This window comes from Porcibacter vitabionis, assembly GCF_046263795.1.
GTDB lineage: Bacteria > Bacillota > Clostridia > Lachnospirales > Lachnospiraceae > Lachnocurva.
In genome coordinates, this window is the sequence record NZ_JBJYZD010000002.1 from 100,492 (window position 1) to 112,645 (window position 12,154).

General features: G+C 47.2%; 14 protein-coding genes and 1 tRNA gene. All 15 read left to right on the top strand.

All coding sequences use genetic code 11. The features are described 5' to 3' along the window. The first annotated feature begins 180 nt into the window (after nucleotides 1-180). The 15 genes from infC (at nucleotide 181) to rpsO (ending at nucleotide 12,097) form a co-directional block, all read left to right on the top strand. Nucleotides 181-678, top strand: a complete 498-nt coding sequence (infC, locus tag ACKX2L_RS02045; protein ID WP_497550645.1) for a translation initiation factor IF-3 — start codon at nucleotides 181-183, stop codon at nucleotides 676-678. 13 nt (nucleotides 679-691) lie between these two features. Continuing rightward, nucleotides 692-889 (top strand): 50S ribosomal protein L35, encoded by a 198-nt coding sequence (rpmI, locus tag ACKX2L_RS02050; RefSeq protein ID WP_497550644.1) that lies wholly within the window; start codon nucleotides 692-694, stop codon nucleotides 887-889. Between the two features lie 21 nt (nucleotides 890-910). Next, on the top strand, nucleotides 911-1,267 hold the full coding sequence (gene rplT / locus ACKX2L_RS02055) for a 50S ribosomal protein L20 (protein WP_497550643.1): 357 nt from the start codon (nucleotides 911-913) through the stop codon (nucleotides 1,265-1,267). A gap of 73 nt (nucleotides 1,268-1,340) precedes the next feature. Then, nucleotides 1,341-2,357, top strand: a complete 1,017-nt coding sequence (gene galE / locus ACKX2L_RS02060; protein ID WP_497550642.1) for a UDP-glucose 4-epimerase GalE — start codon at nucleotides 1,341-1,343, stop codon at nucleotides 2,355-2,357. 136 nt (nucleotides 2,358-2,493) lie between these two features. After that, a tRNA-Glu gene (locus ACKX2L_RS02065) sits at nucleotides 2,494-2,565 on the top strand. A gap of 230 nt (nucleotides 2,566-2,795) precedes the next feature. Next, nucleotides 2,796-3,263 (top strand): ribosome maturation factor RimP, encoded by a 468-nt coding sequence (gene rimP / locus ACKX2L_RS02070; RefSeq protein ID WP_497550641.1) that lies wholly within the window; start codon nucleotides 2,796-2,798, stop codon nucleotides 3,261-3,263. Nucleotides 3,264-3,282: 19 nt separating this feature from the next. Further along, entirely contained in the window at nucleotides 3,283-4,872 is a 1,590-nt protein-coding gene (nusA, locus tag ACKX2L_RS02075; RefSeq protein WP_497550640.1) for a transcription termination factor NusA, read from the top strand. Beyond that, entirely contained in the window at nucleotides 4,859-5,122 is a 264-nt protein-coding gene (gene rnpM, locus ACKX2L_RS02080) for an RNase P modulator RnpM (RefSeq protein WP_497550639.1), read from the top strand. Before nusA ends, rnpM begins: the two co-directional genes overlap by 14 nt. Continuing rightward, nucleotides 5,119-5,454, top strand: a complete 336-nt coding sequence (locus tag ACKX2L_RS02085) for a L7Ae/L30e/S12e/Gadd45 family ribosomal protein (RefSeq protein ID WP_497550638.1) — start codon at nucleotides 5,119-5,121, stop codon at nucleotides 5,452-5,454. Before rnpM ends, ACKX2L_RS02085 begins: the two co-directional genes overlap by 4 nt. Further along, nucleotides 5,442-8,390, top strand: a complete 2,949-nt coding sequence (gene infB, locus ACKX2L_RS02090; RefSeq protein ID WP_497550637.1) for a translation initiation factor IF-2 — start codon at nucleotides 5,442-5,444, stop codon at nucleotides 8,388-8,390. The genes ACKX2L_RS02085 and infB overlap by 13 nt, the downstream gene beginning before the upstream one ends. A gap of 15 nt (nucleotides 8,391-8,405) precedes the next feature. Next, the gene (gene rbfA / locus ACKX2L_RS02095) at nucleotides 8,406-8,828 is read left to right on the top strand and encodes a 30S ribosome-binding factor RbfA (protein ID WP_497550636.1); all 423 of its coding nucleotides are present in this window, start codon (nucleotides 8,406-8,408) and stop codon (nucleotides 8,826-8,828) included. Between the two features lie 2 nt (nucleotides 8,829-8,830). Next, the gene (locus ACKX2L_RS02100) at nucleotides 8,831-9,838 is read left to right on the top strand and encodes a DHH family phosphoesterase (RefSeq protein ID WP_497550635.1); all 1,008 of its coding nucleotides are present in this window, start codon (nucleotides 8,831-8,833) and stop codon (nucleotides 9,836-9,838) included. Continuing rightward, on the top strand, nucleotides 9,835-10,749 hold the full coding sequence (truB, locus tag ACKX2L_RS02105; RefSeq protein WP_497550634.1) for a tRNA pseudouridine(55) synthase TruB: 915 nt from the start codon (nucleotides 9,835-9,837) through the stop codon (nucleotides 10,747-10,749). The genes ACKX2L_RS02100 and truB overlap by 4 nt, the downstream gene beginning before the upstream one ends. A 12-nt stretch (nucleotides 10,750-10,761) precedes the next feature. Beyond that, the gene (locus ACKX2L_RS02110; RefSeq protein ID WP_497550633.1) at nucleotides 10,762-11,679 is read left to right on the top strand and encodes a bifunctional riboflavin kinase/FAD synthetase; all 918 of its coding nucleotides are present in this window, start codon (nucleotides 10,762-10,764) and stop codon (nucleotides 11,677-11,679) included. 151 nt (nucleotides 11,680-11,830) lie between these two features. Beyond that, nucleotides 11,831-12,097, top strand: a complete 267-nt coding sequence (rpsO, locus tag ACKX2L_RS02115; protein ID WP_497550632.1) for a 30S ribosomal protein S15 — start codon at nucleotides 11,831-11,833, stop codon at nucleotides 12,095-12,097. Nucleotides 12,098-12,154: the final 57 nt, after the last annotated feature.

A 12,154-nucleotide genomic window follows, 5' to 3' on the forward strand; every position in this document is an offset into this window, starting at 1 on the left:
GGAAATGTGACTTAGTGTTCATGATGTTTTCTTTGATCTGTTTCGAAGAGATATGTATGATTGTGGATAGCCTGCCTATCCACTTTTTTATTGCTTCGGTCTATATTTTACATAGACCTCGGGCAGTGGAAGCGGAATGCGGAGAGAAGACTTACGGAGGTAACACCAATTAGCGATTTAATGATTAATGAACAGATCAGAGATAAGGAAGTTCGTCTGATCGGTTCTCATGGAGAACAGCTTGGAATCATGTCTGCAAGAGATGCCTATAAGATGGCTCAGGATGAGAATCTTGACCTTGTCAAAGTAGCACCGAAAGCAAAGCCGCCTGTATGTAAGATCATTGATTACGGTAAGTATCGTTATGAGATGGCCCGTAAGGAGAAGGAAGCTAAGAAAAAGCAGAAGACCATCGAAGTGAAGGAGATCCGTATGTCTCCCAATATCGATTCCAACGACCTTTCGACTAAGACCAATGCAGCGCGCAAGTTCTTAGAGAAGGGAAATAAGGTTAAGGTAACGCTTCGCTTCCGTGGAAGAGAGATGGCTCATATCTCGACCTCTCAGCATATTCTGGATGACTTCGCCAACGCCCTTTCGGACGTGGCTGTCGTTGAGAAGAGACCGAAGATGGAAGGCAGAAGTATCAGCATTGTTTTGTCACAGAAAAAGAACTAAGGAGGAATAGGTTATGCCTAAGACCAAAACCAAGAGAGCAGCTGCAAAGCGGTTCAAACTCACAGCAAATGGTAATCTGAAGAGAAGTAAGGCTTTTAAGAGCCATATTCTGACAAAGAAGTCCACCAAGCGTAAGAGAAATCTTCGTAAGGCCGGATATGCAGATGAAACCAATGTTAAGAATATGAAGAAGATTTTACCTTATCTCTGATTCGGACAGGAGGAAACATAAATGGCAAGAATTAAGGGCGGTTTAAACGCTAAGAAAAAACATAATCGTGTACTGAAAATGGCTAAGGGTTACCGTGGAGCAAGATCCAAGCAGTACCGTGTAGCCAAGCAGTCTGTAATGAGAGCTCTTACCTCCTCCTATGCAGGACGTAAGGAAAGAAAGAGACAGTTCCGTTCTCTCTGGATCGCTCGTATCAATGCAGCAGCAAGAATCAACGGACTTTCCTACAGCAAGCTGATGCATGGCTTGAAACTCGCCGGTGTTGAAGTAAACCGTAAGATGCTGGCTGACCTTGCAGTAAGTGATTCTGCAGGATTTGCAAAGCTTTGTGATGTTGCAAAAGAAAAGATTGCATAATACAATGGATGGTGGCCTGCGAAAGCAGCCACCATTTTTACTGTATTAAGACGTAGGCAAAGGAGGAAGTGTTATGGCAATCTTAGTAACCGGAGGAGCCGGATTCATCGGCAGCCATACCTGTGTGGAACTCTTGAATAATGGTAAGGAAGTCGTTGTCCTGGACAACCTCTGTAATGCGAACCGGAAATCCCTGGAGCGTGTCAGAGAGATCACCGGTAAGGAGCTGAAGTTCTATCAGGGAGATATCAGAGACCGTGAGATCTTAAAGAAGATCTTCCATGAGAATTCCATTGAGAGCGTTATCCATTTTGCCGGATTAAAGGCTGTCGGCGAATCCGTACATCTTCCTGTAGAATATTATGATAACAATATCAACGGTACCCTGACTCTTGTTGATGAGATGAGAAAGGCCGGTGTCAAGAATATCATCTTCTCGTCTTCTGCAACGGTTTATGGTAATCCTGCCCAGATTCCTATCACAGAAGAGTGCCCGAAGGGAACCTGCACCAATCCCTATGGCTGGACGAAGTGGATGATTGAGCAGATCCTGACCGATCTTCATACAGCAGATGAGGAATGGAATGTCGTTCTTCTTCGTTACTTCAATCCGATCGGCGCTCATCCGACAGGACTGATGGGAGAGAATCCTTCCGGCATCCCCAACAATCTGATGCCTTATATTACCCAGGTTGCCATCGGAAAGCTGGATCATCTGAATATCTTTGGCAATGATTATGATACACCGGATGGAACCTGCGTTCGTGACTATATTCACGTCATGGATCTGGCCAGCGGTCATGTAGCAGCTTTGAAGAAACTGGAGCCGGGCAGCGGTGTCTCCATCTATAATCTGGGAACCGGTATCGGCTACAGCGTTCTGGATATCGTCAATAATTTTGAGAAGGCAAACGATTTGAAGATCCCTTATGAGTTTGCTCCCAGAAGAGAAGGAGATGTTCCTCAGTGCTATTCCAATGCGAAGAAGGCTGAACGTGAGCTTGGCTGGAAGGCAAAGTACGGTATCCTTGAGATGTGCAGAGATTCCTGGAACTGGCAGAAGAAGAATCCGAACGGATACGAAGACTGATGCAGGAGAGGAAATGATTATAGTGGGAATTGTACCTTTTGATACTGTAATCAAAAATTAAAAAAAGTACTTGCATTTTATCCCGGTATCCTGTATAGTATCTATTGTTGACGCGGTTCAACCGGGTCAACAATCTGGTTCGTTGGTCAAGTGGCTAAGACGTCGCCCTCTCACGGCGAAAACAGGGGTTCGACTCCCCTACGAACTACTTTTATAGCCCAACCCTAAGGTACCGGTTTTTCAACCGGTACTTATTTTTTACTTGTATGATCTATGGTTCTGTGTTATTTTAGAATCGTAACAGCTGGTTGAGAGTGGGCGGGAACGTCCACTCTCAATTGCGTATTGTGGTATTTTCAAAGTCTTTCCCTGGTCTGGTCTATATTTGACAGGAAAAGAAAGATTTGATTGGTTTACAGAGCTTTTTCTGGAGGGACTATGTCAAAGAAATCAGAGCTTTACGAAAAGAAAACGGAAGCTTTTCTGCAGCCGATCCTGGATCGAATGGGCTTCGAACTGGTCGATGTGGAATTTGTAAAGGAAGCTGGTGAGTATTTCCTTAGAGCCTATATCGATAAGCCGGGCGGGATCGAACTGGATGATTGCGTGGCAGTTTCACAGGAAATGAATGAGATCCTGGACCGGGAAGATTATATCAGTGAGGCCTATACCTTTGAAGTCTCCTCTCCCGGACTGACGCGTCCCTTGAAGAAAGAGAAGGATTATCAGAGGAATCTGAAGAAACCGATCGAAGTCAGGACCTATAAGGCTTATGATGGAGAGAAATATTTCATGGGCGATTTAGAGGCCTATACCGATGATACAATCACCCTGAAAATGCCGGACAAAGAACTTACAATTCAAAGAAGCGATATTTCGGCGATCAACCAGGCGTTTGTGGAGTAAATTATAACCGGAGGAAGAAATGGCAAAGTTAAAAGCAGCAAAGAACAAAAAGGACCTTCTGAATGCAGCAAAGGATTTTGAGAGAGAGGAAGGCTTGGATCGATCCCTGATGCTCGATGGCGTAAAGCGTGAGCTTCTGAGAAAATGTGAGATCCGTTTCGGAACAGCCGACAATATCACAGTCATGGTCGACCCGAAAACTTGTGATTATCATGTGATCCGCGAACTTACGGTTTCGGATCCCATCACTGATCGTCCAACCCAGGTAACTCCGGCAGAAGCCTCCATGATCGATAAGAAGAATCATGCCGTCGGTGACATTGTCAAGGAAGAGGTTGAGTTCCAGAATATCGGTGAAGTTGCCCGGAATGCCGGCCGTAATGCCATTATGCAGAAGGCAATCAAGATGCTTGAGGAGGAGAAGAATATCCCGAGAGAGATCGTCTTCCATGCCATCCGAAGCGCCATCATGACGGCTTGTAAGAATACCTATGATCGTACGGACAATATCACAGTCGACATTGATCCGGATACCTGCGAATATCATGTACGTTCTTCCAAGAACATTGTAGAGACTGTGGAGGACCCGGAAACCGAGATCTCCCTGGAAGAAGCACAGGAGAAGGACGGAAGCTATAAGATCGGTGAGGTCTATACCGAAGAGATCGACTCCAAGACCTTTGGCCGTATCGCAGCCAGCGCAGCCAGAGGCGTTATGATGCAGGATATCCATGAAGAAGAGCACCGCATCATCCTGGAAGAGTATAGCAAGCTGAATCATACGGTGATCACCGGTATTGTACAGCGTAAGATCGGTAAGTCCTACAGCATCAATCTCGGTACGGCAGATGCCATTCTGACCGAGAGAGAGCAGATCCGCGGTGAGAGCTACCGGCCGAATGACCGCTATAAGTTCTATGTCCTGGACGTCAAGGACAGCCGTCGCGGAACCAAGATCTATGTTTCCAGGACCCATCCGGACCTTGTCCGCCGTCTCTTCGAACAGGAAGTTGTCGAGATCCGCGATGGCATCGTCGAGATTCGTAATATCGCCAGAGAAGCCGGAAACCGTACCAAGATGGCAGTCTGGTCCAATGATGAAAATGTAGACCCGGTTGGAGCATGTGTCGGCATGAACGGAACCCGTGTCAATGCCGTGGTGGAAGAACTCCATAACGAGAAGATCGATATTATCAACTGGGATGAGAATCCTGCCCGCCTGATCGAGAATGCTCTGTCACCGGCTAAGGTCATCTCTGTCATCGCTGATTCCGAAGAAAAGACAGCGAAGGTCGTTGTTCCGGATTATCAGCTTTCCCTGGCTATCGGACGTGAGGGACAGAATGCTCGTCTGGCAGCCCGTCTGACCGGATATAAGATCGATATCAAGAGCGAGACCCAGGCAAGAGAGTCTGGCGACTTCTTCGATATGGATGAAGAATATTATGATGAAGACGGCTATTACGAAGATGAGGACGACCTCGTGACAGAGGATGCATCCGATGATGATCTTCTTATGGATGATAGCGAGACTTCGGAGGAAACGAGCGAAGAGCCCATGGAAACAGATCCGAAAGACGAAGAAGGAAGTCAGGATGACGAAGAATAAGAGACCTTTGAGGAGATGTGTTGCCTGCGGGAATATCCGGGATCCGAGGGAGATGTTTCGTTTGGTCCGTAAGACCGACGGATCCGTCAGTCTGGATCCTACAGGACGGGAAAATGGCCGCGGGGCCTATCTGTGTAAGTCAGAGTCCTGCCTTGACAAGGCAATACAGAAAAAACTGATCGAAAGATCTCTAAAAGCGGCTGTAGATCCTGCAGTATATGATCAGGTGAGGAAAGAACTGGAACAATGATTCAAAAATTGAGATCAATGCTCGGAATTGCCGAGAAATCCGGAAAACTAAAAAGCGGAAACTACCAGGTGGAAGAGTCTGTGAAGGAAGGAAAGGCATTTCTGGTATTGGTTGCAAAAGACAGTTCCAAACGAACCTTAAAAGCCTATCAGGACATGTGCAGTTTCTATGAAACGCCGATCTATATAGATGGAAGCATTGATGAAATCAGTCAGTCGATCGGTAAGACCAACAGAACGGCGGTCTGTGTCAACGACCCCGGTCTTGGAGATGCCTTACGGAAACTGATTGAAGAGGATATGAAAACGGAGGGTGAAGCATGGCAAAAATGAGAGTTCATGAACTCGCAAAAGAGCTTGGAGCATCAAGCAAGGATGTATTGGAGTATCTGAACTCCACAGGATTGGAACTGAAATCCGTATCTTCCGGTGTTGATGAGGAGTCGGCAAGGAAGGCTATGGAGCATTTTCATAAAAACGGCACGAATGCCGCAAAGCCTGCTGAACCTGTGAAAAAGACCGTGCATCCCATGAAGTCCATTCGGACAGAGAACCCGGGGAATTCGGGAAAGACCAAGGGAAAAGATACAGAAGGAAATGTGGTGAAAGAAGGATCAATGCCTGTGAATAAAGAAAATCCAGAGGTAAAGAAGGAAACTGAGGAGGCAAAGGCTGTTAAAGCGCCTAAGAAGAAACCTACGATCACAGCGGTTTTTAATGCCCAGTATTCCGGCAAATTCAGAGATCATCACGGCGCAAAATCTGCCGGAGGATCGAATGGAGACAGAAAAAACGGGCGGAATGATCGCTCCATTTCGAATGGAACAGGCTCTTCGAACGGACGAAATGACGGACGAAATGATAGAAGGAAGCCGAATAGAAGGGATGGACAGCGGCCGAATGGAAATCCCATGGCAAGGCCTCTGATCAAGCCGAGAAGCGGATCCGGCCCGATCCGTGCGGATGGAACCCGGAAGGGAGAACCGACTCTGGCAGAACAGCAGAAGATGCGTGAAGCCGAAGAAGCAAAACAGAGAGCACTGGAAGAAAAAAGACTGGCAGAAGAAAAGAAAGAGGCGGAGGCTCTGGCTCTGGCAAAAGCTGCGAAAGAGGCTGAGAACAAAGAAAAGGAAGCTTCCAAGGCCTTCGAAGAGAAAAAGCCGGAGGAGAATCATTCTTCCCTTACAGGCCGCCAGAACCGAAATCATGAAGAGCAGAATGGCCGAGGCGGAAGAAACGGCCGGAATGTACAGAATGACAAGCCGGAAAGAAATGACAGAAATAACAGAAACGATCACAAGAAAAATGATCGAAACGACAGAAATAACCGCGCTCAGGTTTCCGGAGAAAATGCAAAGGACAGCCGGAAGAATAACCGGAAGAAGAATGACAGAAAAGACCGGAATTCTTACAATGACAAAAATCAGGAACGCTATGTAAATCTGGAGAAGAACGGCGGCAAGAAGAATAAAAAGCCTCAGAACAAGAAGGAAACAGTGGAAGAGGAGATCAAATCCATTAAGGTCCCGGATCATATCACTTTACGTGAGCTGGCCGAGAGGATGAAGATCGAGCCTTCCCAGATCATCAAGAAACTCTTCCTCCAGGGCGTTGTCATTACATTGAATACCAGTCTGGATTATAACAAGGCAGAAGAAATTGCCATGGATTATGACATTCTCTGTGAGCACGAGGAGAAGGTGGATCTGATCAAGGAATTCCTGAAGGATTCTGATGAAGAAGATCCGAAGGATCTGGTTCCGAGACCTCCTGTTGTTTCTGTTATGGGACATGTCGATCATGGTAAGACCTCCCTCTTGGATGCCATCCGTGATACCAAGGTCGCAAACCGTGAGGCCGGTGGTATTACGCAGAAGATCGGTGCATATGTGGTAGAAACCAACGGACGTAAGATCACTTTCCTGGATACACCGGGTCATGAAGCCTTCACAGCCATGCGTATGCGTGGTGCCAATTCGACGGATATTGCCGTTCTGGTCGTTGCAGCCGATGATGGTGTGATGCCCCAGACCGTTGAGTCCATTAACCATGCTAAGGCAGCAGGTGTTGAGATCATTGTTGCAGTCAATAAGATCGACAAGCCGAATGCCAATATCGACCGCGTCAAGCAGGAACTTTCCGAGTATGAGCTGATCCCGGAAGACTGGGGCGGCAGCACGGTATTCTGTCCGGTATCCGCTAAGACACATGAAGGAATTGACAATCTTTTGGATATGATCCTTCTTACAGCGGATGTCATGGAATTAAAAGCCAATCCGAAAGCCAAGGGCCGTGGCATTGTCATTGAGTCCCAGCTGGATAAAGGCCGTGGCGTTGTTGCAACGGTTCTGGTACAGAACGGAACTCTTCATGTCGGAGATCCGGTATCCGCCGGTTCTTCCTACGGTAAGGTCCGTGCCATGGTCGATGAAAACGGACGCAGAGTGAAGTCTGCAGGACCTTCTGTTCCGGTAGAGATCCAGGGCTTAAATGAAGTGCCTTCTGCAGGTGAGATCCTTCTGGTTCATGATTCCGATCGGGATGCCAGAAGCTTTGCTCAGGAATTTGTCAATGAAGAAAAGAATAAGCTCGTAGAAGAGAGCCGGTCCAGAATGTCTCTGGAGAATCTGTCCGATCAGATCAAGTCCGGAAGTCTGAAGGAACTGGATGTGATCGTTAAGGCGGATGTACAGGGATCCGTAGAGGCTGTCAAGCAGTCTCTGGAGAAGCTTTCCAATGATGAAGTCGTTGTGAAAGTTATTCATGGCGGCGTTGGTGCCATTACCGAATCCGATGTTGTCCTTGCCTCTGCATCCAATGCCATTATTATCGGTTTCAATGTCCGCCCGGATGCGGTAGCCAAGGATATTGCGGAGCGAGAACATGTTGATATTCATCTTTATAATGTCATTTATAATGCGATCGAAGATGTTGAGCATGCCATGAAGGGAATGCTGGAACCGATCTATGAGGAGAAGGTCATCGGCCATGCAGAGGTTCGCCAGACATTCAAGGCTTCCGGTATCGGTCTGATTGCCGGATGTGTTGTAAATGACGGCCAGATCGAGCGCGGATGTAAGATTCGCCTGACGCGTGGCAAGGATCAGCTCTTTGACGGAGATCTGTCTTCCTTAAAGCGCTTCAAGGATGATGTCAAGGAAGTCAAGGCAGGCTTCGAATGCGGTATTGTCTTAAAGGATTACACTTCGGACATCCAGGAAGGCGATATCATGGAAGCTTACAAGATGGTCGAGGTTCCGCGCGAGTAATAAAGGAGAAATAACTTGCGTAAAAATAGTATTAAAAATATCAGAATCAATGAGGAGGTCCTTCGGGAACTCTCGGATATTATCCGTAACAAGGTCAAGGATCCCCGCATCGCTCCGGTCACTTCGGTGACCTCAGTCGAGGTGGCCCCGGATCTTAAGACCTGTAAGATATGGATCAGTGTTTTAGGAGATGAAGAATCGGAAAAGAAGACGATGGAAGGCTTGAACAGTTCCAAGAATTTCATCCGTCATGAACTTGCCCGTACGGTAAATCTCAGAAACACACCGGAGCTTTATTTTCATCTGGATACTTCGATTGCCTATGGTGTCCATATGTCAAAGATGATCGATGAAGTGAATCATGGTCTGAAGGTTTCGGACCTTTCCGATCCGGAATCTCCCTTTTCGAATGACTCCGAAAAAAAGAAGGATCAGTGACAATGATGGGTATGAATAAAAGCTTTGATCTGGAAGAGGAAGTCAGAAATGCAGACCGGATCGGTATTGCCGGCCATGTCCGTCCGGACGGAGACTGCGTGGGAAGTGTCCTTTCCATCTACAATTTTATTCGGGAAAATTTTCCGGGTAAGGATCTTCACGCTTTTCTGGAGCCCATTCCGGACTGTTTTCGCTTTTTGACCAATGCAGACAAAATCGAACTGCCCGGTCAGAAAGAAGATCCTTTTGACCTCTTTTTTGTGGTTGACTGCGGTGAACCGGCTCGTCTGGGTGATTCGGAAGCATATCTTTCCGGTGCAAAGACGATCTGCATCGATCACCATCTTTCCAAAACACCTGGATTTGCCGATTTGAACCATATTGATCCGGAAGCATCATCGACATGTGAACTGATCTATGACCTCCTTCCCAAGGATTCTTTGGATCAAAAGATCGCTGAATGCCTCTATACCGGTATGGTAACGGATACGGGCCTCTTCCAGTATTCATCTACTCATCACAGTACCATGGAGGCCGCCGGCCGGCTGATGGATCTCGGGATCAACTATCCGGCTATCGTAGACCGGGTCTTTAATGAGAAATCTTTTGCAGAGAACCGCCTTATGGGTCTGGCTCTCTTGAAGGCAAAACGAAACGAAAGCGGCTCTGTGATTTCTTCGGTCATAACGACGGAAGATTTTCTGACCTGCCAGGCAGATCCCATGGATACCGAGGGTATCGTTTCCCAGCTTCGGGTGACCAGAGGTGTTCAGGCAGCCATCTTTCTCCATCAGAATCCGGATGGATCTTATAAGGGAAGTCTTCGCGCCAAGGGAGATATCTTAAATGTAGCAGAGATTGCTTCACTTTATCATGGCGGCGGTCATGCCAAGGCCAGCGGATTCCGTGTGGAAAAGGACCAGGATCCGGATCAGGTGATTCGTGAAATCAGTCTTGCAATAGAGGAACAGCTTCGGAAGGGCGGTTTCTATCAAGGAGAAGGGAAATGAAAAGCGGATGCATCTTGATTGACAAGCCGGCCGGGTTCACTTCCTTTGATGTCGTGGCTAAGCTTCGCGGTATGCTGCATGAAAAGAAAATCGGTCATAACGGTACCCTGGATCCGGATGCGACCGGTTTGTTAGAAGTATTTATCGGAAGAGGCACCAAGGCAGTGCCTCTTCTTTCGGATCACGACAAAACCTATCGGGCCGTTCTTCGCCTTGGTCTGAAAACCGATACGGAGGATTTGTCCGGGCAGGTTTTATCCGATGCCACGGATCGGGCCATGGAAGTCAGCGAGGGACCCATCCGAGAGGCTTTTTCCGTGATAAAAGAGCAGAAGAGTCAGATCCCGCCTATGTATTCCGCCAAGAAAATCGGCGGGAAAAAGCTCTATGAGCTGGCAAGACAGGGACAGGTGATCGAGCGGAAAGCCGTTCCGATCGAGATCTATGAGCTGACCATTGAAGAGATCCGTCTGCCGGAAGTCGTTTTCACGGCCCATGTTTCCAAAGGAACTTTCATCCGGACCATCTGCTCAGATATCGGAGAGAAACTTGGAGTCGGAGGCTGTATGGCTTCTTTAAGGCGGACAAAGATCGGACAGGTCGATGTAAATGATGCATATCGTCTGGAAGATCTGCAGGAATTGGCGGATCAGGGGAGGGTAGAAGAAGCCCTGATTCCCCTGGATCAGATCTTTCCTTATCCGAAAGCATTTGTTCTTCCGAAAGCAGACCGATATCTTAAAAATGGAAATCCTGTTTATGCCGAGGAAGTTCTTTTCTTTCCCGGATCTCTGGCCGGGAATGAAAAAGACAGCCGGATCCTTCTCTATCTGTCGGATCAGGTGACATTTGCCGGTATTTTCGAGAAGAAAGAATCGGTCTATCGAGCGGTCAAGATGTTTTTAGAATAGACGAGAAAAAACATGCAATATATTACCAATTTTTTTGACAGCAGGATCGATCGGCCGACAGCCGTTTCGGTTGGAAAATTCGACGGCCTTCATCGGGGCCATGATCTTCTTCTGGACCGGATCCGTGACAGGAAGGATCTCGCTTCCTGCCTTGTCACCTTTGACATTCCACCGAAAAATCGGATCGATCATGAGAAAGGCAGAAGTCTTTTGACCCGGGAGGAGAGAAAGGGAGAGCTTCTAAGCCGCGGCATAGACTATCTCCTGGAATGCCCTTTTACGGATCGCTTCATGAAGCTTTCTCCGGAGGAATTCATTGAGATCCTGGTTACAAGCTACTCTATGAAATATATGGCGGTCGGTCGTGATTTTCGCTTCGGCTATCAGGGCACAGGAGATTTTGAACTTCTGGAAAGATTGTCGAAGAAATATGATTTTACCTTCGATGTGATCGATAAGATCCGTTTCCATGGGAGAGAGATCAGCTCGACCTATATTCGGGAAGATATCGAGAAGGGCAGGATCGAAGAGGCCAATGAACTTCTCGGATATCCTTACTTTATCTGGGGCGAAATCATTCATGGAAATCATATCGGGACCGGTATGGGGGTTCCGACCATCAATCAGCTCCCGCCGACGGAGAAACTGTTGCCGCCCAAGGGGGTCTATATTACTGAGGTTGAAATTGACCACAGGATCTTCCACGGAGTGACGGATATCGGTGTCAAACCGACGGTTCAGAAGATGGGACAGATGGGTGTGGAAACCCACATTCTGGATTTTAAGGCGGATGTCTATGAGAAAGAGGCCAAGGTCCTTTTCTTAAAATATTTAAGACCGGAGATGAAATTTGACTCCCTGGAAGCTTTAAAACAGCAGATCCTTTCGGACACGCATACTGCTCTGGATTTCTTTAATCAAAGGAAATAGGGATGGAAGCAAAAATCCGGTTTACATCCTAAAGAAGCTATGATATATTTAAACACGGTGCTGACCTGAGTTCAGTTGACGGAATTTCCGACCGCAGCTTGATTCGGGCATAAATTTGCAGGATCCCTGCAAGAACAAATGGAGGAAAACCATGATTACAAAGGAAAAGAAGACAGCTATTATCAATGAGTACGCAAGAACAGCCGGCGATACCGGTTCACCTGAAGTACAGGTAGCCATTCTGACAGAGCGTATTACAGAGCTCACGGAGCATCTGAAGCAGAACCCTAAGGATCATCATTCCAGACGCGGACTTCTGAAGATGGTAGGTAAGAGAAGAAATCTTCTTGCTTATCTGAAGAGTGTTGATATCGAGCGTTACAGATCCCTGATTGAGCGCCTTGGCCTCAGAAAATAATAGAAGCCTTAAGAGGAGCGGAACAGCAAAGCATGCCGTTCCGCTTCTTTAGTTAAA